General features: G+C 65.8%; 18 protein-coding genes and 1 pseudogene. 9 read left to right on the top strand and 10 right to left on the bottom strand.

From position 1 onward, the window contains the following. The first annotated feature begins 22 nt into the window (after nucleotides 1–22). From SMD10_RS06165 to SMD10_RS06155, 3 genes are all read left to right on the top strand, one after another. Nucleotides 23–442 carry a GNAT family N-acetyltransferase gene (locus tag SMD10_RS06165; RefSeq protein WP_331684787.1) on the top strand — a complete coding sequence of 140 codons (420 nt, stop codon included), beginning with the start codon at nucleotides 23–25 and terminating at the stop codon, nucleotides 440–442. Nucleotides 443–591: 149 nt separating this feature from the next. After that, the gene (locus tag SMD10_RS06160; protein ID WP_331684912.1) at nucleotides 592–1,476 is read left to right on the top strand and encodes a bifunctional helix-turn-helix domain-containing protein/methylated-DNA--[protein]-cysteine S-methyltransferase; all 885 of its coding nucleotides are present in this window, start codon (nucleotides 592–594) and stop codon (nucleotides 1,474–1,476) included. Nucleotides 1,477–1,622: 146 nt separating this feature from the next. After that, a complete protein-coding gene (locus tag SMD10_RS06155; RefSeq protein WP_331684786.1) occupies nucleotides 1,623–4,736 on the top strand; it encodes a UvrD-helicase domain-containing protein in 3,114 nt (1,037 codons plus the stop codon). A gap of 125 nt (nucleotides 4,737–4,861) precedes the next feature. Here the strand turns inward: SMD10_RS06155 and gabD are convergent, their stop codons facing one another. Further along, nucleotides 4,862–6,313 (bottom strand): NADP-dependent succinate-semialdehyde dehydrogenase, encoded by a 1,452-nt coding sequence (gene gabD / locus SMD10_RS06150; protein ID WP_331684785.1) that lies wholly within the window; start codon nucleotides 6,311–6,313, stop codon nucleotides 4,862–4,864. Nucleotides 6,314–6,476: 163 nt separating this feature from the next. Between gabD and SMD10_RS06145 the strand changes: the two genes are divergently transcribed. Next, entirely contained in the window at nucleotides 6,477–7,823 is a 1,347-nt protein-coding gene (locus SMD10_RS06145) for an anaerobic sulfatase maturase (protein WP_331684784.1), read from the top strand. Nucleotides 7,824–8,060: 237 nt separating this feature from the next. Next, complete coding sequence (locus tag SMD10_RS06140; RefSeq protein ID WP_331684783.1) at nucleotides 8,061–8,219, top strand: DUF3309 family protein; 159 nt, start codon at nucleotides 8,061–8,063, stop codon at nucleotides 8,217–8,219. Nucleotides 8,220–8,276: 57 nt separating this feature from the next. On the opposite strand, the gene SMD10_RS06135 is transcribed toward SMD10_RS06140, so the two are convergent. The 4 genes from SMD10_RS06135 to pyc all read right to left on the bottom strand — a co-directional run bounded on the left by SMD10_RS06135 (nucleotide 8,277) and on the right by pyc (nucleotide 14,696). Then, on the bottom strand, nucleotides 8,277–8,702 hold the full coding sequence (locus SMD10_RS06135; protein WP_331684782.1) for a L,D-transpeptidase: 426 nt from the start codon (nucleotides 8,700–8,702) through the stop codon (nucleotides 8,277–8,279). Nucleotides 8,703–8,903: 201 nt separating this feature from the next. Further along, complete coding sequence (locus SMD10_RS06130) at nucleotides 8,904–10,082, bottom strand: MFS transporter (protein WP_331684781.1); 1,179 nt, start codon at nucleotides 10,080–10,082, stop codon at nucleotides 8,904–8,906. A gap of 174 nt (nucleotides 10,083–10,256) precedes the next feature. Further along, nucleotides 10,257–11,051, bottom strand: a complete 795-nt coding sequence (locus SMD10_RS06125) for a DeoR/GlpR family DNA-binding transcription regulator (RefSeq protein ID WP_331684780.1) — start codon at nucleotides 11,049–11,051, stop codon at nucleotides 10,257–10,259. Nucleotides 11,052–11,228: 177 nt separating this feature from the next. Further along, nucleotides 11,229–14,696, bottom strand: coding sequence for a pyruvate carboxylase (gene pyc / locus SMD10_RS06120; protein WP_331684779.1), 3,468 nt, complete (start codon nucleotides 14,694–14,696; stop codon nucleotides 11,229–11,231). 223 nt (nucleotides 14,697–14,919) lie between these two features. On the opposite strand from pyc, the gene SMD10_RS06115 reads away from it, so the two are divergent. Then, complete coding sequence (locus SMD10_RS06115) at nucleotides 14,920–17,091, top strand: DUF1217 domain-containing protein (protein ID WP_331684778.1); 2,172 nt, start codon at nucleotides 14,920–14,922, stop codon at nucleotides 17,089–17,091. Nucleotides 17,092–17,137: 46 nt separating this feature from the next. Here the strand turns inward: SMD10_RS06115 and SMD10_RS06110 are convergent, their stop codons facing one another. Further along, nucleotides 17,138–18,028: a DMT family transporter gene (locus tag SMD10_RS06110; protein ID WP_331684777.1), complete on the bottom strand. Its 891-nt coding sequence runs from the start codon at nucleotides 18,026–18,028 to the stop codon at nucleotides 17,138–17,140. Nucleotides 18,029–18,269: 241 nt separating this feature from the next. On the opposite strand from SMD10_RS06110, the gene SMD10_RS06105 reads away from it, so the two are divergent. After that, a complete protein-coding gene (locus SMD10_RS06105; protein WP_331684776.1) occupies nucleotides 18,270–18,791 on the top strand; it encodes a hypothetical protein in 522 nt (173 codons plus the stop codon). A 129-nt stretch (nucleotides 18,792–18,920) separates the two neighbouring features. Here the strand turns inward: SMD10_RS06105 and SMD10_RS06100 are convergent, their stop codons facing one another. From SMD10_RS06100 to SMD10_RS06090, 3 genes are all read right to left on the bottom strand, one after another. After that, nucleotides 18,921–19,871, bottom strand: coding sequence for a calcium/sodium antiporter (locus tag SMD10_RS06100; protein ID WP_331684775.1), 951 nt, complete (start codon nucleotides 19,869–19,871; stop codon nucleotides 18,921–18,923). A 251-nt stretch (nucleotides 19,872–20,122) separates the two neighbouring features. After that, the gene (gene mbfA / locus SMD10_RS06095; protein ID WP_331684774.1) at nucleotides 20,123–21,109 is read right to left on the bottom strand and encodes an iron exporter MbfA; all 987 of its coding nucleotides are present in this window, start codon (nucleotides 21,107–21,109) and stop codon (nucleotides 20,123–20,125) included. A gap of 185 nt (nucleotides 21,110–21,294) precedes the next feature. Continuing rightward, entirely contained in the window at nucleotides 21,295–22,326 is a 1,032-nt protein-coding gene (locus SMD10_RS06090) for a 2-hydroxyacid dehydrogenase (protein ID WP_331684773.1), read from the bottom strand. A 277-nt stretch (nucleotides 22,327–22,603) separates the two neighbouring features. Between SMD10_RS06090 and SMD10_RS06085 the strand changes: the two genes are divergently transcribed. After that, nucleotides 22,604–23,761 (top strand): peptidase C39 family protein, encoded by a 1,158-nt coding sequence (locus SMD10_RS06085; RefSeq protein WP_331684772.1) that lies wholly within the window; start codon nucleotides 22,604–22,606, stop codon nucleotides 23,759–23,761. A 56-nt stretch (nucleotides 23,762–23,817) separates the two neighbouring features. After that, nucleotides 23,818–25,269, top strand: a complete 1,452-nt coding sequence (locus SMD10_RS06080; RefSeq protein WP_331684771.1) for a RimK family ATP-grasp domain-containing protein — start codon at nucleotides 23,818–23,820, stop codon at nucleotides 25,267–25,269. A gap of 78 nt (nucleotides 25,270–25,347) precedes the next feature. On the opposite strand, the pseudogene SMD10_RS06075 reads toward SMD10_RS06080, so the two are convergent. After that, a pseudogene (locus tag SMD10_RS06075) lies at nucleotides 25,348–25,764 on the bottom strand (UbiA family prenyltransferase); the annotation flags it as partial. Nucleotides 25,765–25,891 lie beyond the last annotated feature (127 nt).

Genomic DNA, 25,891 nt, shown 5'->3' with positions numbered 1-25,891 from the left:
CGCTTGCGTCCAATGTGCCGGCATGAAACTGCGCGTCGCCACCCCCGCCGATCGTGATGCCTTGATTGCAATCGATCCGATCGCCGCCGAAAGCGCCAAGCGGCGGGCCAACATCATGGCATGGGTCGAGACCGGTGAATGCACGATCGCGGAGATCGACGGCGCAGTCGCCGGCTATGGCGTTCTGAACGATCGGTTCTTCGGCAACGGCTTCATCGAAATGGTGATGGTCGGTGAGCCCTTTCGGCGCCGTGGTGTCGGCAGAGCGCTGGTCGAGCATTTCAAGGACATCTGCCGGGAGCCCAAGCTCTTTGCCTCGACCAATTCGTCCAATCGGCCCATGCAGCACCTGCTGTTTGACGCCGGCTTTCGCCCGAGCGGCACGATCGACAATCTGGACGAGGGCGATCCCGAGATGGTCTTTTTCCGGCGGATTTCGTGATCGTTTCATCTGGTCGGGACGATGACGTGCTCGGATTTCAGAAAATCGGGTGGCTGCCCGCTGGCGGGCGTGCTCTCTTAGCCTGACAATGAGAGGATGACGCTATGCTGAACCTGAGCGCCGAGCCGCTGTCCATGCCGATCTGCCCGATGCCGCGCGTCCTGGAGCAGGCCCCCTGCATAAGGCCCCATGGGTCCGACTACGAGGTCGTGCGCCGGGCGATCGAGTTCATCTCCACCGAATATCGCGGCCAGCCCTCCATGGGCGAGATCGCCGAAGCTTTGCGCATGGACGCCGACGAGCTGACCGCCACGTTCCGCCGCTGGGCCGGGCTGACGCCGAAGGCGTTTCTCCAGGCGATCACCATCGACCATGCCCGGCGGCTGCTCGCCGAAGGCGCCTCTCTGCTCGATGCGGCGCTGGAGGTCGGCCTGTCCGGGCCGTCGCGGCTGCACGATCTGTTCGTCCGACACGAGGCGATGTCGCCGGGCGAGCACAAGGTGAAGGGCGACGGGGTCGAGATGATCTACGGCTTTCACGATTCGCCCTTCGGCCGGGCGCTGCTGATGTGGACGCCGCGCGGCCTCGCCGGGCTGGCTTTCGCCGAGCCCACGCCGGAAGGCGAGGAGGCGGCGCTGGCCGACATGGCCCATCGCTGGCCCAGGGCGCGGCTGACGCGCGACGATGTCGGCGTGCATGCGCTGGCCGCCCGCGTCTTCCATCCGACGGAATGGCAGGCCGACCGGCCGCTGCGCGTGGTGATGATCGGCACCGACTTCGAAGTGCGGGTATGGGAAGCGCTTCTGTCGATCCCGGTCGGCGGTGCGACGACCTATTCCGACATCGCCAAGACCATCGGCGCGCCGAAGGCGGCGCGGGCGGTCGGCGCGGCTATCGGGCGAAACCCGTTGTCCTTCGTCGTGCCGTGCCACCGTGTCATCGGCAAGTCCGGCGCGCTCACCGGCTACCACTGGGGCCTGTCGCGCAAGCGCGCGATGCTCGGCTGGGAGGCGGGGCTGCTGGCCCGCGACTGAGCCGGGGTCGGTCATCGACCCGCCCGACAATCCGGCCCGGATCGGGCCGGAATTCGGTGGAAAAGCTCGGTGCAGCCTTGGCCTTGCCGCAGGTGCGGGACCACAATCGGTGGTCCGCGCCTTGCGGCCAGCGCCGGAGTTCCGCCATGGCCTTCTACGCCGACCTTCATGTCCACTCGAAATATTCGCGGGCAACCAGCCGCGATCTCGACCTGGAACATCTCGCCTGGTGGGCGGCCCGCAAGGGCATCGGCGTGGTGGGCACCGGCGACTGCGTGCATCCGGCTTGGCTCGCCGAGATCAAGGACAAGCTGGTGGCTGACGGCACCGGCCTGTTCCGCTTGAAACCGGAAATCGAGGACGAGGTCTTCGAGACGCTGCCGCCGGCCTGCCGCGCCCCGGTGCGCTTCATGCTGTCGACCGAGATTTCGACCATCTACAAAAAGGGTGAGAAGACCCGGAAGGTCCACCATCTGATCTATGTCGCCGATTTCGAGGTGTCCGACCGGCTGGCGGCGAGCCTGGCGCGTATCGGCAACATCGCGTCCGACGGACGACCGATCCTCGGCCTGGATTCGCGCGACCTCCTGGAGATTGCGCTGGAGTCGGGTGACGACTCCTATTTCGTGCCGGCCCACATCTGGACGCCGTGGTTTGCGGCGCTTGGCTCGCAGTCCGGGTTCGATTCGATTGCCGAGTGCTATGGCGACCTCGCCGATCACATCTTCGCGGTGGAAACGGGCCTCTCCTCCGATCCGGAGATGAACTGGCGGGTCTCCTCCCTCGACCGGTACCGGCTGACCTCGAACTCCGATGCCCATTCGCCGGGCAAGCTCGGCCGCGAGGCGACCCGCTTCACGTGCGAACCGGACTATCGCGCCATCCGGCGGGCGCTCGAGACCGGCGAGGGCTATCACGGCACGGTCGAGTTCTTCCCCGAGGAGGGCAAGTATCACATGGACGGGCATCGGGCTTGCGAGACGCGGCTCGATCCCAAGGAAACGATCGCGCTGGGCGGGCGCTGTCCGGTCTGCGGCAAGCCCGTCACCGTGGGCGTTGCGCACCGCGTCGAGATGCTCGCCGATCGCGACGAGGCCGTGGCGCCGGCAACGGCGGGTGCGGTGGAAAGCTTCGTGCCGCTGCCGGAGATTCTCTCCGAAATCGTCGGCTCCGGCGTTGCCTCGAAAGCCGTCCGCCAGGCCTATGACCGGGTTGGCGCGGTTCTCGGGACCGAGTTGCAGCTCTTGGGCGAGACGCCAGTGGACGAGATCGCGCGCGCCGATCCGCTGCTGGGGGAGGCGGTGACGCGGCTGCGCGCCGGTCAGGTGATCCGCCAGCCAGGCTACGACGGCGAATACGGCGTGATCCGCCTGTTCGAGGAGGACGAGCTGCGGCGGGAACGGGGCGGCGACCTCCTGTTCGAGGCGCCGATCGCACGCCGGCCGAAACGGCAGCGCCGGACGGCAAACCCGATCGAAGAGCCGGCTCCAGCGCTTGCCGGCGAGACGGTCGCGAAACCCGCCAATTCCAATCGCCCGGGCGTGCTCGGAGCCCTCGACGTTGATCAGGCGGAGGCGGCGGCACGGATCAACGGTCCGGTGATGGTGCTTGCTGGTCCCGGCTCGGGCAAGACGCGCATGCTCACCCACCGGATTGCCCATCTGGTAACGGAGTGCGGGGTGCCGGCGGAAGCCTGCCTCGCGATCACCTTCACCCGGCGTGCGACGGGGGAGCTGAAGGCTCGGCTGCGTGCCCTGGGTGCCGCCGGCTGCACGGTCGAGAGCTTCCACTCCCTGGGTCTCGCCATCTTGCGCGAGGACGGCGCGGCCCTCGGCCTCCCGGCCGATCTGCGCGTTGCCGTCGAAGCCGAGCAGCGAACGATGCTGGCCGAGGCGATGACGATCGGCGAGACGCAGGCGGCGCGCCTGATGAAGGCGGCGTCGATCGCCAAGCGTACGGGCACGAGGCCCGATCATGAGGTGAAGCTGGCCTGGGACGTCCTAACGCGGCTCGGCCGGGAGACGGGCACGGTCGATTTCGACGATCTGGTGGCGCTTCCGGTCGCACTGTTCGAGTCCGATCTCGCAAGCCTGGCCAAATGGCGCTGCCGCTTTCGCTTCCTCTCGGCCGACGAGTTCCAGGACGTCGACGAAATGCAGTATCGCCTGCTGCGGCTTCTGGCCGGACGAGACGGCAATCTCTGCGTCATCGGCGATCCGGACCAGGCGATCTACGGTTTCCGTGGCGCCGACGCGACGTGCTTCGACCGCTTTGCCAACGATTTTCCGGCCGCGACGACGGTTCGTCTATCGCGCAACTATCGCTCCAGCGGCATGATCGTCGCCGCATCGGCGGCGCTCGTCGGCCGTTCGGACGAGGGCGTGGCGATGCGCTCTAGGGGCGAACCCATGACGTTGCAGGTGGCCGGCAGCGCCGAGACCGAAGCGGCGTTCGTGGCGTCGAGCATCGCCGATCTGATGGGCGGTCACGACATGCTCGCGGCGCATGCGGAGGGCGCTGGAGAGCGCCGCGCCACCGCGCCTTTGGCCTTTGCCGATATCGCCGTGCTCTATCGCACGGACGGACAGGCGCAGGTTTTGCGAGAGGCGTTCGACCGCGCCGGCATCCCGTTCAAGAAGAGCCGTCCGGCCGCAATCGCCGACCATGCGGGTGTGGTGGCCGTCCTGTCGGCCCTGGACGCGCAGGATGAAGAGGCGGGCGGGCAGCCTCTCCCGGCGCGGCTGACGGCGGCTTTCGAAACCGCGCGGCAGCAGGAGGGCATGGATCCGGCCGTACTTGCGGAGGCGCGTGACTGGCTTTCGGGCCTGGCAGGAGGCGCCGCGGACGAAGCCGCCTTTCGCGAAGCGGCGGCGCTTGCCACCGAGGCGGATTTCTTCGATCCGCGAGCGGACCGGGTCTCGCTTTTGACCATGCATGCGGCCAAGGGGCTCGAATTCCCGGTGGTCTTCGTCACCGGTCTGGAAGACGGGCTGATGCCCTTCGCCTTTCCCGACGACGGGCAGGACGGGGCGAATGGCGAGGATGCCGCGGCCGAGGCCGAAGAGCGGCGCCTCTTCTACGTTGCCATGACTCGCGCCAAGGACCGGCTGATCCTCAGCCGAGCGCGCCAACGCTTCCGGTACGGCAAGCCGTGCCTGCTGCCGGCCTCGCGGTTCCTGGGGGAGCTACCACAGGCACTGATCGCCGAAGCCGCCGAGCTGCGGCGACCGGACAAACCCAGGCAGTACAATCTGTTCTGAGCGCGCCGCGGGAACCGCACCCTTTCCGGCGCATCATCCTCCCGGCTGAGACTGGATTCTCGGCCCGGAGGCCGAGAATGACGGGGTTTGGAGACGGCATTGCCTCGTAGACCTCTGCCTCGCGGTCAGCCGATGCCGCCGAGGCAGACATATTTCATCTCGACGAACTCATCGATGCCGTACTTCGAGCCCTCGCGGCCGAGCCCCGACGACTTGACCCCGCCAAACGGCGCCTCGGCCGTCGAGACGAGGCCGGTGTTGACGCCGACCATGCCGTATTCCAGCGCTTCGGCGACCCGCCAGACGCGGGCGAGATCCTTGGCGTAGAAATAGGAGGCGAGGCCGAATTCGGTGTCGTTGGCCTTGGCGACGACGTCAGCCTCGTCCTCGAAGCGGAAGAGCGGCGCCACCGGGCCGAACGTCTCCTCGCGCGCCACCATCATCTCCTTCGTCACCTCGGTGAGGATCGTGGTTTCGAAGAAATGGCCGCCGAGGGAATGCTTGTGGCCGCCGAGCGCGACCTTGGCGCCCTTGGCCCGGGCGTCGGCGACGTGCTCCTCGACTTTGTCGACCGCCTTGTCGTCGATCAGCGGCCCGAGCTTCACGCCCTCGTCGAGCCCGTTGCCCGTCTTCATTTCGGCAACTGCGGCGGCGAGTTTTTCGGCGAAGGCGTCGTAGACGCCGGCCTGCACGTAAATGCGGTTGGCGCAGACGCAGGTCTGGCCATTGTTGCGGAACTTGGCGATGATCGCGCCTTCCACCGCGGCATCGAGATCGGCGTCGTCGAAGACGATGAAGGGCGCATTGCCGCCGAGTTCCAGCGACAGCTTCTTGATGGTCGGAGCGCATTGCGCCATCAGCTTGGCGCCGGTCTCGGTGGAGCCGGTGAAGGTGAGCTTGCGCACCGTCGGATTGGCCGTCATCTCCCCGCCGATCTCGCTCGACGATCCCGTCAGGACACTGAACAAGCCCTTGGGCAGGCCGGCCCGCTCGCCGAGCACGGCGAGCGCCAGCGCCGAAAACGGCGTCTGCGAGGCGGGTTTGAGCACCATGGCGCAGCCGGCGGCGAGCGCCGGTCCGGCCTTGCGGGTGATCATCGCGTTGGGGAAGTTCCACGGCGTGATGGCGGCGACCACGCCGACGGGCTGCTTCAGCACCATAATCCGCTTGTCGGGCTGATGACCGGGGATGACGTCGCCATAGATGCGGCGCGCCTCTTCGGCGAACCACTCGATGAAGCTCGCGCCGTAGGCGATCTCGCCCTTGGCCTCGGCAAGCGGCTTGCCCTGTTCGAGCGTCAGGAGGAGACTGAGATCCTCCTGGTTTTCCATCAGAAGCTCATACCAGCGCTTGAGCACGCCGGCGCGCTCTTTGGCGGTGCGCGCCGCCCATTCGGGCTGGGCAAGGCGCGCCGCCTCGATGGCCCGTCGTGTTTCCTCGGCGCCGAGGCGCGGCACGCGGCCGATCGTCTCGCCGGTCGCCGGATTGTCCACGGCGACGCCGTCGCCATCGGCTTCGATCCACTCGCCGGCGACCAGGGCTGCCTGCCGGAACAGGCTGGGGTCTTTCAGATTCATGTCACTCCACCGGCTGCGGGCCTTGCCGCCGCCAGCCCTCGTTCTTCTCTTCAGCGCCGTCATCTAGGGCGTTGGGCGGTCATGCCGATACCGAGCCGGTGAGGAAGGCTTGCACAGCCGTCCGGAAAGGTCCTAGAGCTTCGGCCGAGGAGGATTGCGATCCGTGCCCGATATCATGCCCGAAAACTCAGCGGTGCCCTTCCAGGTCATGGCGAAGCCGATCGGGCCGCGCTGCAATCTCGACTGCACCTACTGCTATTATCTGGAAAAGGAGCGGCTCTATCCGGGCACCAAGAAGTTCGGCATGCCGGACGAGGTGCTGGAGACCTATATCCGGGACTATATCGCGGCCCAGGCGACCCAGCCGATGCCGGAGATCTGGTTCAACTGGCAGGGCGGCGAGCCGACCATGCTAGGGGTCGACTATTTCCGCCGCATCGTCGAGCTGGAAGCCCGCTATGCGCCGCCCGGCAAGACCATCCGCAATGCGTTGCAGACCAACGGCACGCTGATCGACGACGAATGGGCGGAATTTCTCAAGGCGCACGAGTTCCTGATCGGCATTTCGATCGACGGACCGGCCGACCTGCATGACCGCTACCGTGTCGACCGGGCCAAGCGGGCGAGCCACGCCAAGGTGATGGCGGGGCTCGAGACGCTGAAGCGCCATGGCGTCGACTTCAACACGTTGACCGTCATCCATCGCAACAACGCCACCGAGCCGCGCCGAATCTATCGCTTCCTGAAGGAGATCGGCTCGACCTTCATGCAGTTCATTCCGATCGTCGAGCGGACCGCCGATGGCGCGACGCTGGCCGCTGCGCCGCAGATCGACGAGGACGGCGTCGAATACAAGGTGACGCCGTGGAGCGTCCTGCCGCGCACCTATGGCGATTTCCTGTGCGGCGTCTTCGACGAATGGATCGAGCGCGACGTGGGCAGGGTCTTCGTCCAGTTCTTCGACGTTCAGCTCGGTCTGTGGCTGGGCCAGCCGGCCGGCCTGTGCTGGTTCGCGGAAACCTGCGGCCAAGGGCTCGCGATCGAGCACAATGGCGACCTCTACGCCTGCGACCACTATGTCTATCCGGAGTATCGGCTCGGCAACGTCATGGACACGCCGGTCGGCGTTCTGGCGGCGCTGCCCGAGCAGGTCAGCTTCGGCAAGGACAAGCGCGATTCGCTTCCCCGCCAGTGCCGGGAGTGCGAAATCCGGTTCACCTGCAACGGTGGCTGCCCCAAGCACCGGTTCCTCGTCACCGCCGAGGGCGAGAGCGGACTCAACTATTTCTGCCGGTCGATGACCCGGTTCCACAAGCATGCCGGCCCTGCCATGCGCACGATGGCCGATCTCGTGCGGGCCGGCCGGCCGGCCGCCGACATCATGGCGTTGCGCCGCCAGGGCGCGCTGCGCGGCTCGGCGGTCGCCACGGCCTCGAAGATCGGCCGCAACGATCCCTGCCCGTGCGGGTCGGGTCGCAAGTACAAGGCCTGCTGCGGGCGTCCGTCCTAAGACGGCCTCGCTCGGCAAAGAAGGGCGCGGAGGGCGCGGGCGCTGCCGAGTGCGACTTTCCGGAAATGGAGCCGCCACGAATGGCTTCGGTTTCTTGCCGGTGCTTGACGATGTGTGGGCGGATTTGTGGTGCAGACTTGGCAAATGATGGATCGGGCCGAACGCTCAGGGAACTTCCCGCCCGGCTAAGTGTTCTTGTGCCAAACAATTCCGTTCCGCGTTCAAGGGAAACCTGCCATGTCTCTCGGCACCATCCTCCTTATCATCATCATCATCCTGCTGATCGGCGCCGTACCGTCATGGCCCTATTCGCGCGGATGGGGTTATGGTCCCTCCGGAATTCTCGGCGTCATTCTCGTCGTCATCCTGATCCTGCTGTTGCTCGGCCGAATCTAGCGACGACCCGGCGGCCGAATCCAAGAAGGTGCCGGTTCCTGGCGGAACGGGCACCTTTCAGCGTGTGATGACGATCTCGGTGTGGGCGGCCCCACTCTGCTTGACCAGGCTGAAGAGCTTTCTCGCATTGTCCGGGTGAAGCCGGATGCAGCCGTGCGAAGCGGGGTGGCCGAGGTTGCGAATCGCATCGGTGCCGTGGATGGCATAGCCGCCCAGAAAGAAGATCGAATAGGGCATCGGCGACATGTGGTATTTCCGCGAATACCACATCTTGTGCATGCGATAGGGCTTGTAGGTGCCGACCGGCGTACGATAGCCGCTGCGCGCGGTGGAGACCGACCAGGTATAGGCCAGCTTGCCATCCTGATAGACCTGCATGCGCTGCTGGGAAAGATCGATGCGGGCGATGACGCCTGCTTCGGCTCGGCCGCCAAAGGTGGCGAGGGCCAAAAGACAGGCAACGCAAAAACCAAGGATTCGCACGAAGACCGGCTCCTTCAAGAAACAGTTTTTCGCCGCATCCTTAGCGAATTTCTGACACAGTTCGGAGGCCGAGAAAACCGGTTAGCCTAATCTTTCGTTAACATTATCGTAACCGCGTCGCGCGCTTGGCGGCGCCTGCCGGATATGAACGGCAGGACGGGCGCGGGTATCCAGCGTTTGCGTATGCTTCGCGGCCGATGATCATTGCGGCCGGTCGGCGATCTTCAGCAGGCGGGCGCTCGCGAAAGCCGCGAGAAGCAGGATCGAGAGCGTCAAGAAGATCGGCGGAAATCCGACCCGCTCGGCCATGAAGCCGATCGCCGAGGGCGCCAGCAGAATGCCCGAATAGCCGAGCGTCGAAACGATGCTGAGACCGATGCCGGGACGCAGGCCCGGCACGTTGCCGGCGGCCGAGAAGGCGATCGGGACCATGTTGGCGATGCCGATGCCCATTACGGCGAAGCCGAAGCAGGCGGCGACGACCGAACCCGACAGAGCCGCCGTGCACAGTCCCAGCGCGGCGGCGAGGGCCGACAGCTGCGTCGTCCTGACGGCGCCGAAGCGATCGCGCAATCCGTCCCCGGCGAAGCGGAAAGCCGCCATGGTGAGCGAGAAGGCGGCGAAGCCGAAGCCGGAGATGGCGACCCCGGCGCCGAGATCGTCGCGCAGATAGATCGCCCCCCAATCGAGCACTGCGCCCTCCGGAATCATCGCGCACAGCGCAAAGATGCCGATCGCCACGACCATCAGCAGCGACCGGCTTAATGAGAGCGGCGCGTTTGCGGCCTCGGTCTCGTGATGCGGTTCCTCGTCCGTTGCCGGTTTCGGGGTCTCGCGCCGATCCTCGAGCGCTCGGGGAACCAACAGGACGATGGTCGCCAATATGAGCGCGCCGACGGCGAGCGCGTGCCCCTCGCCGCCCAGCGTCGCGATCCCGATCCCGCCGACGGCTGCGCCCAAGAGCCCGCCCAGGCTCCAGAAACCGTGGCAGGACGACATGATGGCGAACGGCAACCGCCGTTCCAGCGCTACGGCATTGGCATTCATGGCGACGTCCATGCTGCCGGTCATTCCGCCGGCGAAGAGGCCCGCGGGGAACGCCCATGCCAGCGTCGGCGCCCAGGCCAGGATGGGCAGAGCGATGGCGAGCAGAACGCCGGTCCCGATCATGATGCGGCGCGATCCAAGGCGCGCGATCAGGGCGCCGACGATCGGCATGGTGCCGACCGCGCCCAGGCCGAACACGAGAACGACGAGACCCAGCACGGCGTTGCTGATGTCGAGCCGGTCGGCGAGCAGCGGAATCTGCGGCGCCCAGCTTCCCACGTAGAAGCCGTTGGCGAGGAAGGCCGATGACACCGCAACGCGCTCGATGGGCATGCGAGACGCGACCGATAGTGTGCCGCCGCGAGGCCGAAGCGACTGTTCCATGATGGACCCGTCTTTCCTATGTCCCGCAACGCCTGAATGCCGCCTTGATGCCGATAGCGGGCCGAGAAGCGTGCACACGGTTCCTGCCAGGCGCATGATATTCGCGCGCGTCGGGACCCATTCCTACCACTGCGCGACCTCGTCGCCAGCCCTTATCACGCGCACGCCCTGCCGGGCGAAGCCGCGCTCCTGCTCGATGTCCGCGTCGCGCTCGATCACCACGGCTTCGAGCCCATCCGGCGGCAGAACGGCGAACGGCGCGGCGGTCCCCAGCTTGTCGTTGATCGCAGCGGTGAGGATCATGCGGCTGCGGTGCGCGAGAACGCGTCGGATCTCAGCTTCTTCCGACGAAAACACGGTGATGCCGGCGACATGATCGACGCCGCAGCCGCCGAGCAGATAGACGTCGGGGTTGAGCCGATCGATTTCCGTCAGCGTGCGCGCGCCGACACACGATCCATTGACCGGGTCGAGGCGGCCGCCGATCATCACGATGTCCTGCAGGCCGCGATCGGCAAGCGCCGTGGCCACCGCCGGCGCGTTCGTCACGACTGCACGGATCCGATCCGACACGAGCGCCGCGGCTATCGCGAGATTGGTCGAGCCGGCATCGATGAAGATCGTCGCCCCATCGGGGATCAGCGGCACCAGTGCGGCGGCCAGTCTCTGCTTGCGCTCGGGCGCTTCCAGGCGGCGCGTCGTCAACGGTCCGGCCGCCGGCGACAGCGGCAGCGCTCCGCCATAGACGCGGCGACACTCGCCGTTGGACGCCATCTCGCGAAGATCGCGGCGCACCGTGTCCTCCGATACCGCGAACAAGACGGCGAGGTCGGCGGCGCGCACCGGCTCGCCGGCCTGGAGCCGGAGGCGGATGGCGTCGCGGCGCTCGTCCGCGAGCAGGGTCGATGCTTCGATCATGCCGACAATAATGCATGATTCGGTGAAATCATGCAAGAACGTGCATGGCGGATTGTATAGGCCGGCCTGGTTTGCGCGGCGAACGCCGAGCCATCTGGCGTTCGGCAGTTGCTGGCATCGGCATAAAAAAGGCGACCTCAGGGGGCCGCCTTTCCATAAAGTCGGGGCAGAGCGCTGTTATGCGTCCGCGGCGTAGACCGCGATCAGATCCTTGGCGTCGATCTGCGCGCCGATCTTCACGTGCACCTCCTCGATCACGCCGTCTCGCTCGGCGTGCAGCGCGGTCTCCATCTTCATCGCCTCGATCGAGCAGATGACGTCACCCGACTTGACGCTCTGGCCCGGCGACACGCCCAGCGCCGAGATCACGCCGGGCATCGGCGCGCCGACATGGAGCGGGTTGGTCGGGTCGGCCTTGAGCTTGACGCCGGCGCCGGCCGCGCCGTGTGCGCGATCGGGCACCTTGATGCGGCGCGGCTGGCCGTTGAGCTCGAAGATCACGCCGCGCATGCCCTCTTCGTCCATGTCGGTGATGCCGGTGCAGCGCACGATCATGGTCTTGCCGCGCTCCAGCTCGACCTGGACCTCCTCGTCCTGCTCGATGCCGTAGAAATAGTTCGGCGTCGGCAGGATGGAGACCGGCCCGTACATCTCCTGGGTCGCGACGAAGTCGATGAAGACCTTGGGGTACATGAGATAGGCCGCGAACTCCTGATCGGTCGGCTCACGGTCGATCTTCTCCTGCAGTTCCTTGCGCTTGGCGTCGAGATCCTCCGCCGGAATCAGCGAACCGGGCCGGGCGGTCGACGCCGGCTGGCCCTTCAGCACCTTGGCCTGGATGTCCTTTGGCCATCCCGAAGGCGGCTGGCCGAGGTCGCCGCGCATCATCGCCACCACCGAATCGGGGAAGGCGACGTCCTTGGTCGGGTTGAGCACGTCGGCGACCGTCAGGTCCTGGCTCACCATCAGGAGCGCCATGTCGCCCACCACCTTGGAGGACGGCGTCACCTTGACGATGTCGCCGAACATCTGGTTGACGTCGGCATAGGTCTGGGCGACCTGATGCCAGCGCGTCTCCAGGCCCAGCGACCGGGCCTGCTCCTTGAGATTGGTGAACTGGCCGCCGGGCATTTCGTGCAGATAGACCTCGGAGGCCGGCCCCTTGAGGTCGCTCTCGAACGCGGCGTACTGGTTGCGCACCGCCTCCCAGTAGAACGAGATGCGCCGGATCGCGGCGGCCGAGAGGTCCGGCGCCCGGTCGGTGTCCTGCAGTGCCTCGACGATCGAGCCCAGGCAAGGCTGCGAGGTGGCGCCCGAGAACGCGTCCATCGCCGCGTCCACGGCATCCACGCCGGCCTCGACGGCGGCCAGGATGGTCGCCCCGCCGATGCCGGAGGTATCGTGCGTGTGGAAGTGGATCGGAAGGCCGGTCTCCTCGCGCAGCGCCTTGAACAGGACACGCGCGGCCGCCGGCTTCATGACGCCGGCCATGTCCTTGACGCCAAGCACGTGGGCACCGGCGGCCTCCAGTTCCTTGGCGAGCCCGATATAGTATTTGAGATCGTATTTCGGACGCGCCGCGTCGAGCAGATCGGCGGTGTAGCAGAACGTGCCCTCGCAGAGCTTGTCCTCCTCCAGCACGGCATCCATCGAGATGCGCATGTTCTCGACCCAGTTCAGGCAGTCGAAGACGCGGAAGAGGTCGATGCCGCCGCGCGCCGCCTGGCGCACGAACTGCTTGACCACGTTGTCGGGATAGTTGGTATAGCCGACGCCGTTGGAGCCCCTGAGCAGCATCTGAAGCAGGATATTGGGCGCGCGTTCGCGGATCAGCGCCAGCCGCTCCCACGGATCCTCGTTCAGGAAGCGCATGGACACGTCGAAAGTGGCCCCGCCCCAACATTCCAGCGACAGGAGCTGCGGCAGAGCGCGCGCATAGGCGTCGGCGATGGCGGCGATGTCATGGGTGCGCATGCGCGTCGCCAGCAGCGACTGATGGCCGTCGCGCATCGTCGTGTCGGTGATCAGGACCTGCTTCTGCGCGCGCATCCATTCCGCGAAGCCGACCGGTCCGAGCTCGTCGAAGCGCTGGCGCGAGCCTTCCGCCACCGGTGCTTCGAACACGGGCGGCACGGGCCGGGCCATGTCGGGATTGGGGTGCGGCCGGTTCTTCGTCTCCGGATGGCCGTTGACGGAGACGTCGGCGAGATAGGTGAGCAGCTTGGTGGCGCGGTCGCGCCGCCGCGTGGAGCGGAACAGCTCGGGCGTCTCGTCGATGAAACGGGTGGTGTAGTCGTTGCTCTTGAATTTCGGATGGGTGATGATCGCTTCGAGGAAGGTAAGGTTCGTCGCCACGCCCCTGATGCGGAATTCGCGCAAGGCGCGGTCCATGCGCGCGATCGCCTCTTCGGCGCTCGGCGCCCAGGCGGTGACCTTTTCCAGAAGCGGATCGTAGAAGCGGGTGATCACCGCGCCCGAATAGGCCGTGCCGCCGTCGAGGCGGATGCCGAAGCCGGTGGCGCCGCGATAGGCGGTGATCCGGCCGTAATCCGGAATGAAATCGTGCTCGGGATCCTGGGTGGTGATCCGGCACTGCAGCGCATGGCCGTTGAGGCGGATTTCCTCCTGCGGCGGCACGCCGGACTCGGGCGTGCCGATGGCGGCGCCGTCGAGCAGATGGATCTGCGCCTTGACGATGTCGATCCCGGTGACCTCCTCGGTCACCGTGTGCTCGACCTGAATGCGCGGATTGACCTCGATGAAGTAGAACTCGCCGCTGTCGGCGTCCATCAGGAACTCGACCGTGCCGGCGCCGACATAGTCGGTCGCCTCGGCGATCTTGCGCGCATAGGACGCCACTTCCCGCCGCTTCTCGTCGTCGAGATAGGGGGCGGGGGCGCGCTCCACGACCTTCTGGTTGCGGCGCTGGATCGAGCAGTCGCGCTCGAACAGGTCGACCACGGTGCCGAACGTGTCGCCGAGGATCTGAACTTCGACGTGGCGGGCGCGCTCCACCAGCTTCTCCAGATAGACCTCGTCCTTGCCGAAGGCGGCCTTGGCCTCGCGCTTGGCCTCGATCACCTCGCGCGCGAGATCCGCATCGGAGCGCACGACGCGCATGCCGCGGCCGCCACCTCCCCATGAGGCCTTCAGCATCATCGGGTAGCCGATCTCGGCGGCCGCCTTTTCGATCCCGGCCGGATCGTCGGGCAGCGGCGGTGTCGCCGGCACGACCGGCACGCCGATTTCCATCGCCAGATTGCGCGCCGCCACCTTGTTGCCGAGCTTGCGCATGGTCTCGGCCGACGGGCCGATGAAGACGATGCCGTTGTCGGCACAGGCTTGGGAAAACTCCGGGCTCTCCGACAGCAGGCCGTAGCCGGGATGGATGGCGTCGGCGCCCGACAGCTTGGCGACGCGGATCACCTCGTCGATCGACAGATACGCCTCGACCGGTCCCAGCGGCTTGGCCAGGTGCGGCCCGCGGCCGACCTCGTAGGATTCGTCCGCTTTGAAGCGGTGCAGCGCCAGCTTGTCTTCTTCCGCCCAGATCGCCACGGTTTTGAGACCGAGTTCGTTGGCCGCGCGAAAGACGCGAATGGCGATTTCGGAGCGGTTGGCAACAAGCAACTTGCGGATTGGCAAGGATCGATCTCCCTCAAACACGATGTCGGCGGGCGCCAGCCCCCGTCGTCGACCTCAGATTGCGGCCCGTGCGTGGTTTTCGCAAGCGCGAAGACGACGCAGAGGGCCGCCGGTCGGCCGATTCGAAGGACGAGATAGCCTGACGCAACGTTGTTCAGCTAGGGCCTTATGCGATTCAGTCCATCCGCCGGCCCCGGGCAAGCCGATTTCAGGAGACGATCCGATGCTTTCGACGCTTCTGGCCTACCGCATGTACACCGCCGACCCGGATCGCACGCTCGCCCGGCTGGAAGCGAACGCATCGAACAAGCGGGAAGCCGACTATTATGCCGAGAACATCGGCACGGTGAGTTCGGTCGACGAGTTTCTCGGCAACTACCGGCTCTACAGCTTCGCGATGAAAGCCTATGGGTTGGAGGAGCAGATCAACCAGCAGGGCTTCATGCGCAAGGTGCTGGAGAGCGATCTGTCGGATTCCGCCAGCTTCGCCAACCGGCTGGTCGACAAGAAGTTCGTGACCTTCGCCAAGGCTTTCGCGTTCGACACCGACGGGAGCGTGTCGGGGACGGTCGAGGTCCAATCAGCGAGCCAGGAAAACGATACGGTCGAGGCCTATTCCGAGGCGCGTGTTCGCCGAGCGACGTCAACGCTGGCCGAAACGAATCATTTCAAGAAGACCTTTGCCGCGACCACGACCGTCGATGATTTTCTCGCAGACCAGCGCATCTACGAGGTGGCGCTCAAGGCCTATGGCATCGATCCCACCTATCTGTCGAAGTCCTACGTCAGGTCGGCGCTGACCGCCGACCGATCGGACGAAGCGGCCTATCGCTCGGGCGTGGCCAACCAGAAGTTCCTCGATCTCGCCAAGGCTCTCGCCTTCGATGAGGACGGCACGGCCACGCTGACGGACGACGCGCTCGACGCACAGATCGAGGAAACGATCTACCAGTACAACGAGAAGACCGGCAACGGCGACAGCGCACAGGCGCTGCAATACAAGACCGACTATTTCAAGGCGCATATCGACGCGATCAACGACGTCACGGCGCTGGCGGCCGATTCCAAGCTCACGCAATACGTCCTGACGGCGTTCGGCCTCGACCCCGACCTCGAAAGCGTCAAGACCATGCAGCTCGCGCTGACCAGCGATCTGGACGATCCGAAAAGCTATGTGAACCGGATGAGCGAGGCGTCGACGAGCGACAAAAGCCGGAAGCTGGCCTACAAGGCCATGGCCGCGATGTTCGATTTTGCCTCGGACGGCTCGGTCACCGGCGACGGACCGATCACCGCCGCCGAGAAGGAGGAACTGACCGGCCTCTATCGCGAGCATCACGACGATGCGTCGGAGACCGAGGAAAAGCTGGATACGGCGATCTTTCGCGGCAAGATCCGCAAGGTCTCCGACATCAACGATCTTCTTTACGATTCCAGCCTGCTCGACTTCGCCTTGACGGCCTACGACATCGAGCCGGGCAGCGTGTCGCGCGTGACGCTGCGCAAGATTTTGACGAGCGACGTGTCCGACCCGAAAAGCTATGCCAACCGGTCGGGCGACGACCGCTACCGGAACCTCGCCGCGGCCTTCAACTTCGACGCGGCCGGCAAGCTCTCGGCGCAGCAGACGATCCAGTCCACCAAGGAGCAGCAAGCGCTCGCGACCCGCTACACCTCGTCGATCGATGCCGGTGCCCCGCAAATCAAGAAGAACGAGGCGAAGGCGGAAGCAACCTACTATCTGGAGACCGTGTCGCGGATCTCGAGTCTCGACGAGTTTGTCGCCGACGATCGGCTGACGAGCTTCGTTCTGACGGCCTACGGACTGGAGAACGAAAAGGTCAGTTCGGAGATGATGAAACGGGTGCTGACCAGCGATCTCTCCGATAGCGGAAGCTATGTCTATACTCTCGACAGCCGCTTCGCCGAGATCGCCGGGGTGTTCAATTTCGAACCGGACGGCACGGTGACGCCGACGGGATCGCAGGCCCAGACCCGCGGCAACATCGTCAAGACGCGGGAAAAGTTCTTCCAGCAGACGCTGGAACTGGAGGCCGGCGAGCAGAGCGAGGGCGCGCGCCTGGCTCTCTATCTCAAGCGTATCGCCCCGACGTTGAACAGCGCCTACGACATTCTCGCCGACAAGGCGACCTTCGAGGCTGTCCGCACCGCTCTCGGCCTGCCCGAGCAGATGTCGCAGGCCGACCTCGATCTTCAGGCCAAGATCCTGGAAAAGGAGATCGACTTCGATGATTTCCAGGACGAGAAGAAGCTTGATGCCTTCATCGCCCGCTTCGCCACGATGTACGACCTTAAGAACGATACCTCGTCGAGCTCGCCCGTGTTGACGCTGTTGGGCGGCGGAGAGAGTTCGGGGCTGCTCGCCTATCTGTGATCGGAAATCCGTCCGATTGCTGCGCACTGGCGGATTTTGGGACGCTTTATCCGCCCCGGATGCGCATCAGCGGCGTGCGGCGGGCCCAGCCGACACGCTTCTCCTCGCGCATGAAGGTGAAGAGGCCCGAGGCGCCGACCAGCGCCATGCCGGCCACCGCGATGAGATCGGGATATTCGCCGAAGACGGCCGCGCCGATCAGCGTCGCCCAGATGATCTGGCCGTATTGCGCCGGGGCGACGCGGTTGGCCGGCGCCAGGCGGGTGGCGAAGACGACGCAAAGATTGCCGATACCGGCCGCCACACCGCATAAAATGAGCAGCGGGACCGTGTTCAGCGTCGGCACCGTGAAGGTCGGGATCATCAGCACCGAATAGAAGACGAGGTTTGCCAGAATCACCGAGCCGATCAAGGTGATGCGGCGCTCGCTCGGCCCGAGGATGCGCAGGACGATCATGCTGACCGCGCCGCACATGGCGACGCCCGTGGCCGCCAGATGGCCAGGCAGGATCTCGCGGAAGCCCGGCCGGACCACCAGCAGCACGCCGCCCAGCCCTGCCAGGACGGCTGCCCACCGGCGCCAGCCGATCGGCTCCTTCAGCACGAGCCGCGACAGCACGGTGACGAAGAAGGGCGCGAGAAAGATCAGCGCATAGGCCTCGGCCAGCGGCAGGTGGGTGAAGGCATACATGCCGAGTATGCTGCTGCCCATGCCGGTGAGGATGCGGATCGAAAGCAGCACCGGACGCTTGGGCACGAAGACATTGCCCCAATTGTCTTCCGGCCGTTTGGTGAAGAGCGTCGGCACGAGCGCGAAGAGCGAGGAGAAGAAGCCGATCTCGAAGATCGACATATGCTCGCCGAGCGCTTTGACCGAGCCGTCGGAACACGAAAAGCTGAAATAGGCGAAGAACGCCAGGAAGATGCCGAACTGCATCGGGAGGGGTCTTTCAGGTGAGCACCATTCGACTCGGATGTCGCGGCGCGGCAGGCAAAAGCTGGTATGGCAGCAACGCCGAGAAAAGCAACGCCGAAGAGGCGCGGGCGCCTCACGAATTGTTTTGAGTCCTGACCGGCGGCCGGCCGGCGCCGAGCGCGACCGATTTTGCCCGACAATGCGCGCGACAGGCGCGGGCACCGGCGCTATCATGACGACTTCCTCGAACAAGGAGGATGCCATGGCTCTTCGTCTGGAACGGGTTTCGTTGCGGCAGATCGTGGTGGCTGCTGCCGTCGTGCTGGCCATCCTGCTCGGCGTCGGCTGGATGACGCGCACGCCGCCCGCCGAGACTCCCTATCTGAAGATTGCAGGCAGCGGCTTCATGTTCAACTATCGGGTGGCCGACGCCTATTACGGCTTTACCGCCTTCGTGTTGAAGCCGGTGCGCAATCTTTCCCTGCTCGAAGCGCGGTTCGAGGATCCGGCGGGCGGTCCGCCGCATCTGGTGTCGACCCGACTGACGCCGCGCACACGCCGCTATTCGCTGCGCTCGCCGCCCCTCCAGGGCATCGAGAAGGACAAGCCCTACCGGGTCGAGGTGCGGCTGATCCAGAGTGGCGACGGCGAGGTGCTCTACGAGGACGACTTCACCGTCTCCTCGCAACTCGGCGACGCGGTGATGCCGAAGGAGCCGCTGACGATCGGTCCCGGCTATACGCCCAATCCGCGGATCGGCATCGAGGACAATCGTCGCGGCTGAGCGGGCGGCAGGAACCGGGAATGCTTCGATCCGGGCGCGCTGTTACACTGCTGCCGTCACTCGGGCGCCGAGCGTTTGCCCGGCTGCGAGCATGCTGCTCGGCTGCTGAACCAGAGCGGCCTGTGCGGCCTACGCCGTGGTAACCAGGATGGCCAGATAGCAGCAGTAGGCGGCCGCGAGAAGGCCGCTTTCCCAGCGCTCCAGCCGCCAACGGGTGCGCAGAAACCCGATCAGCAATGCCGTCGCGCCCACCAGAACCCAGATGTCGAAATGGGCGACCTCGACGGGAACGGTGATCGGATGGACGATCGCCGTCAGCCCGAGAATGCCGAGCGTGTTGTAGATGTTGGAGCCGATGACGTTGCCGAGCGCCACGTCGCCATGGCCACGCAGCGCGGCGATGGTGCAGGCCACGAGTTCCGGCAGGGAGGTTCCGATCGCCACCACGGTGAGCCCGATCACGGTATCCGACACGCCGAACATCTCGGCCAGCACGATGGCGCCGTCGACGAGCAGCTTGGCGCCGATCACCGTTGCCGCGATGCCGACGAGGGTCAGGCCGAGATGCGGCATGAGAGCGAGGAGCTTGGCGCGCCGTGCGCCTGGCGCCCGCGCCTGGCGCGGCTGATCGCTCTCGTCCACCCGTTCGGCGCGATAGGAGCGCCAGACATAGAACGCCAGGATGGCGACGAAGACCACGCCGGTCCAGCGTTCGAGGTCGCCGATCAGCACCGCGGCGAGACAGGCGAGCGTGGCGCCGCCGAGCGCCAGCATATTGCGTTTGAAGGCCGCCGGCGGCACCGCGAGCGGCGAGACCAGGGCCGTGACGCCGAGGATCAGCAAAATGTTGGCGGTGTTCGAGCCGATGACGTTGCCGACGGCGATGCCGGGCGCCTCGCGATAGGCGGCGAGCAGGCTGGTGACCAGTTCGGGGGTGGAGGTGCCGAAACCGACCAGCGTCAGGCCGATCAGCAGCGGCGACACGCCGAACGCCTCGGCCGTCTTGACGGAGCCGCGAACCAGCATCTCGCCGCCCAGGGTCAGGAGCGCCAGGCCAGCAATGATCAAGATGTAGGTCAAGGGCGTTCCCGTCGGTGCCGAATCGAAGCCTTCGTTCCGCCCGCCGCCGTCTGGCGGGGACGCCAAACGGGGCTTCTTCCGGTCCTCGAAAAGGACTGCAAAGACGACCATACCCCGGACGCCGCGACCGCGGCGAACTCCGGCGGAATGGTCGCGGAGATCTCTGCTTGCTCTGACGCTTAAGGTAAGTTCGGGCCGGGCCTGAACAAGGGGAGCCTGCGGGCCTCGTACCGCCGCAAGAAGTCGGTGCGTTACGATCCACCGATGACGACGCCGGCGCCGAGCACCAGCAGGCCCCCCAGGATCACCTGGAACGCGGCCCGCGCGAACGGCGTCTTCATGTAGCGGTTCTGGATCCAGACGATCGCCCAGAGTTCCAGGAAGACGATGGCGAAGGCCAGCAGCGTCGCCGGCCAGAACGCCGGGATCAGGTAGGGCAAGGCATGGCCGAGGCCGCCGATGGCGGTCATGACGCCGGACGCCAGGCCGCGCTTGATCGGCGAGCCGCGGCCCGAGAGCTTGCCGTCGTCATGGACGGCCTCGGTGAAGCCCATGGAAATGCCGGCGCCGACCGCCGCCGACAGGCCGACGAGAAGCGTGGTCTTGGGATCATGCGTGGCGAAGGCGGTGGCGAAGATCGGGGCGAGCGTCGAGACCGAACCGTCCATCAGGCCGGCGAGGCCGGGCTGCACCCAGGTGAGGATCAGCCGCCGGTGGGCGTGCAGGTCCTCGCGGCTGCGCTGCTCGTCGCGCAGATGCCGGTCCGCCAGTTCCTCGGCGCGCTTGAAATGGCCGCCTTCGTCGCTGGCGAGCCCGGCGAGCAGACGATGGATGTCCTCGTCGGCGGCCCGCTCCGCGGCCTGGGCGAAGAAGTCGCGCGAGGTGCGGGCCATCTCCAGAGCCTCGGCCCGGATCCGGTCCAGACCGAGGTTCTCGATCAGCCAGACCGGCTTGCGCTCATAGAAGCCGACGACGTGATGGCTCGAAATCGGCAGGATGAAGTCGCCGAAACGTGTCTGATAGGCATCGACGAGACGCCGGCCATGCGCCCCCTCCTCGATCGCCATGCCTTCGAAGACGGCGGCAGTGGCCGGAAAGTCGCCGCGCAGCCTCTCCGCGTAAGTGGCGTAGATGCGGCTGTCCTCTTCCATGCGCGAAATGGCAAGCGCCAGGATCTCGCGCTCCGAGAGATCCTCGAACCGACGCTTGCCGATTCCCGAAAACAGCAGCCGCGACAAAAGCTTCCTCGAACAGTTTAGAATAGTTCCAATATAGCCGGATGTGTCACAGCCTCAAGTGATTTTACGTCCTGAGCGAGCATGCTGGAATGCGACATGGTGCTGCTGCTTTAGGCCCGAGGGGACAGGTCGATCGGCATGGCCTACCGGCCGGCACGCCCGAAATAGCTGTCGTTGGTCGCTGATCAGCGCTTTCGCGGCCCGCGCAACGGGCGCGGTGCGATGCGGTCCGCCTCGACCGGATGCAAGGGCGCACCGTTCGCCTCGAAGGCGGAGATGTTGGCGATCGTGGTCTCGGCGATCGCCGCCATCGCTTCCTCGGTGAAAAAGCCCTGATGCCCGGTGATCAGCACGTTCGGGAAGGTCAGAAGCCGGGCGAAGGTGTCATCGTCGATGGCGCGGTTGGACAGGTCCTCGAAGAACAGATCCGCCTCCTCTTCGTAGACGTCGAGCGCGAGGTTGCCGATGATGCCGCGCTTGACCCCGTCGACGACGGCCGGCGTGTCGATGACGCCGCCTCGGCTGGTGTTGACCAGCATCACGCCGGGCTTCATCCGGGCGACGGCGGCGGCATCGACCAGATGATGGGTTTCCGGCGTCAACGGGCAGTGCAGGGTGATCAGGTCGCAGGATTCGCAGAGCTCGGTCCAGGACACGTATTCGGCGCCGAGCGCCAGCAGGGCCGGATTGACGAAGGGATCGTAGGCCAGGAGCCGGCAGCCGAAACCCGCCAGGATGGTCGCCACCGTCTCGCCGATCTTTCCGGTGCCGACGATGCCGGCGGTGCGGCCGCGCAGGTTGAAGCCGAGCAGGCCGTCAAGCGCGAAGTTGCCTTCGCGCACGCGGTTGTAGGCGCGGTGGATCTTGCGGTTGAGCGTCAGGATGAGAGCCAGCGTGTGCTCGGCGATGGAATCGGGCGAATAGGCGGGCACACGGGCGACCGTCAGTCCGAGCTCGGCGGCGGCGCGCAGATCGACATTGTTGAAGCCGGCCGAACGCAGCGCCAGAAGCGTCGTCCCGCCCTCCGCCAACCGTTCGAGCACGGTGGCGCCGAGGTCGTCGTTGACGAAGGGACAGACCGCCTGGGCGCCTGCAGCCAGCGGTGCGCTGTCGACCGTCAGTTTGGCTTCGTGAAAGACCAGGTCGTGCGGCGCCGTATTGGCGTCTCCGAGAAAGCGGCGGTCATAGGGCTTGGTGCTGAAGACGGCGACTTTCATGGGGGCTTTCCGGTCAGCGAGGATGCGGGGATGCCCGCACCAACATAGAGTCCGGTGCCGGCGAACAAGCCCGTATCGCGCAAGGCAGATTCTCTCTCGCCTCGGGTCCGGCGACGGCGTATAGAACAGGAATCGGCGCTCCGTCGGGATCACGCGAACCGAAGCAGGTTTCGGTTGGATGATCTGATCGCAGATCGCAGGTCGTGTTCGTTCTTCTCCCGCGTGATCTCGTGACGACCGGCTCGGGCCGGCCATGGCTTAGGTGTCAGACCCAAAAATGACCGCCGCCTCCGCTGCTCGGCACTGGTCCTCCGCCGTATCGGCGCCACAGGTGCGATTGCGCGCCGCCGACATTGCCGATCTCGACGCCTTGGTGGCGCTTGAAAACGCCGCCTTCGTTTCCGATCGGATCAATCGGCGGTCCTTCCGCCGCCTGCTGCAGTCGAAAAGCGCCGCCCTGCTCCTGGCGGAAGCGGACGGCGTGCTGGTGGGCTACGCGGCGCTGCTCCTGCGGGCCGGTACGGCGCTGGCGCGACTCTATTCGATCGCTGTTTCACGTGAAGCGAGCGGGCGCGGTATCGGTCGCCGGCTGCTCGCCGCCGCCGAAACGGAGGCCTTCGAACGCGATCGGATCGCGCTGCGTCTGGAGGTGCGCGAGGACAACGCTCCCGCCATCGGCCTTTATCGCAGCGAAGGCTACCGGCCGATCGGCCGCTATCTCGACTACTATGCCGATCACATGCCGGCGCTGCGCTTCGAAAAGACGCTGCGGGGTGCGGTGCCGCTCGAATCGACCGTGCCCTATTACGAGCAGACGACGGATTTCACCTGCGGCCCCTGCTGCCTGATGATGGCGCTCGCCCGCGACATCACGGGCACCGAACTCGGGCCGATGCTGGAAATCCGTCTGTGGCGTCAGGCGACGACGATCTTCATGATGTCGGGACCCGGCGGCTGCGAGCCCTACGGCCTGGCCGTCGCGGCCTACGAGGCGGGGCTCGACGCCGAGATCCACGTTTCGGAGCCGGGCGACCTGTTTCTGGAGGGCGTGCGCAGCGCCGAAAAGCAGAAGATTATGGCGCTGGCGCAGGAGGACTTTCGCTCCCGCGCATCAGCCTACCACATCCCGGTGATGATCCGCCCGTTCACGGTGGACGACGTCCGCCGGGCCATTGCGGCCGGCAGGACGGTGGTGGTGCTGGTCTCGGGCTACCAAATGTTCGGCAAGAAGGTGCCGCACTGGGTGCTGGCGCACGGCGATGACGGCCGCCACATCATCGTGCACGACCCGTGGGTGGACGACGAGCATGGCGAAACGATCGCCGATGCGGCCAGCCTGCCGATCCCACACGCTACGTTCGACCGCATCGCACGGTTCGGCAAGATCGGCCTCAGAGCGGCCGTTTTTCTCGCCAAACGTCCGGCGGCCAACTGACCCCGAATCCTCCCCGCAACGACCATCGATAAGCAAAGGGCCCGCAGAGCCGTCCGATGTCACAATGGGTCATTCTCGTCGGACGCGCGTCCGATCTCGACAATGCCGCAACACCCCACAAGATCATGACCAGCCGGGACTATCTTGCCCGGCCCGGCCTGTTCGGCGGACAGCGGCCGAAGATCATCAATCTGGCGCGCTCCTACGCCTATCAGAGCCGGGCCTACTACGCCTCGCTGCTCGCCGGGGCGCGCGGCCACCACATCATTCCGACGGTCGAGACGATGATCGACCTGTCGGAAAAGAAGCTCTACGAGAATGCCTTGCCGGAGCTCGACGTCGCGCTCGCCAAGGCGACGGCCAAGGGAATCGCGCCCGCCTCGCCCATCCGTGTCTATTTCGGCCACTCGGCCGATCCGCGGCTCGACCGCTTCGCCAAGCTCGTCTTCGACTGGTTTCGGGCGCCGGCGCTGGAGATTACGCTCGACGGGGGCGAGACGCCGCACATCCGCAAGATCGGCTTTGCCGGTCTCGGCAAGCTGAGCCCGGAGGAGAACGAGCTGTTTCTCGCCGCCATGGAGCGCTATACGGCGCGCGAATGGCGTGCGGCGCGGGCCAAGACGCCGGCGAAATACGCCTTCGCTACCCTCTACGATCCGAAGGAGGAACTGCCGCCGACCTCGGTCGATTCGCTCAAGCACTGGGCGCGCATCGCCGCGCGGATGAGCGTCGAGGTCGAGCCGATCACCAAGAAGGACCTGCCGCGGCTCGCTAATTTCGACGCGCTGTTCATCCGCGAGACCACATCGATCTCCAACCACACCTACCGCTTCGCGCGCCGGGCCATGCAGGAGGGCATGCCGGTGATCGACGATCCGATCTCGATGATCCGTTGCACCAACAAGATCTATCTGAACGAACTGATGGCGGGCAACGGCGTGGCGACGCCGCCCTCGGTGATGATCGGCGGCAAGGAGGATTTCGCCCGCGCCGCCGATATCCTCGGCTTTCCGATGGTGCTGAAGATCCCCGACGGCTCGTTCTCGCGCGGCGTCAAGAAGGTCGACGACATGGCCGGGCTGGAGCGTCTGGCCACAGCCTGGCTGGAGGACACCGACCTGCTGCTCGCCCAGAAGTTCATGCCGACCCGCTTCGACTGGCGCATCGGCGTGCTCGGCGGCCAGCCGCTGTTCGCCGTCCAGTACCTGATGGCCAAGAGCCATTGGCAGATCATCAATCACGAAACCGGCGGGCGGCCGATGGAAGGCGGCTTCAAGGGCTTCACGCTGGCCGAAGCGCCGCCGCACGTGCTCGACGCCGGGCTCAAGGCGGCGCGCTGTATCGGCGACGGGCTTTATGGCGTCGACTTGAAGGAGACCGACGACGGCGTCTTCGTCATCGAGGTGAACGACAACCCGAACCTGGAACATGGCGTCGAGGATTTTGCCGAGAAGGACGAGGTCTGGACGCGCCTCACCCGCTGGTTCATCGACCGTGTGGAGGGGTAGGGCACGTCCAAGAGGCATACGGGCGTCCGCGGGTCCATGCCTGCGGCATCGGGGCAAAGCGCGATTTGACGAAGAGTCCTATCCGACGCCGAGAAGGGCGGCGGCGGCCAAAAGCACCCCGGTCAGAATGTTCGCCAGGAACAGGCGGTAGTTGATCTCCGGCCGTTCGAGGTCGATCCGCCATGTCTGCCATGCCAGATGGCCGACGATCACCAGCATGCCCAGGGCATAGAGCGAGGACATCCCGAGCATCCAGCCCCCGATCGACCAGGCTGCGGCGGTCAGGACATAGAACAGGCCGATCCACGCCTTGCCGTGGGCGCCAAAGAGAATGGCCGTCGATTTCAGGCCGAGGCGCCGGTCGTCTCCGATATCGACATAGGCATAGACGGTATCGTAGCCGATCTGCCACGCGATGGCCCCTGCCCACATCAGCACGGCGCCTGCGGGAACATGGCCGGCGACCTCGCTCCAGGCCATCAGCATTCCCCAGTTGGACACCTCGAAAAACCTCGCGTGGCTGGGCGTTTCATGATTCCATCGGTCTCGACGGGATCAGGAGGCATAGATGCGCGGGCAGCCGGGGTTCTGGGATGTTGACGAGCGATATGTCCGGCTGAGC

The organism is Consotaella aegiceratis, assembly GCF_036541425.1.
GTDB classification, from domain to species: Bacteria; Pseudomonadota; Alphaproteobacteria; order Rhizobiales; family Rhizobiaceae; genus Consotaella; species Consotaella aegiceratis.
This window is presented reverse-complemented; position numbering and strand designations above follow the sequence as displayed.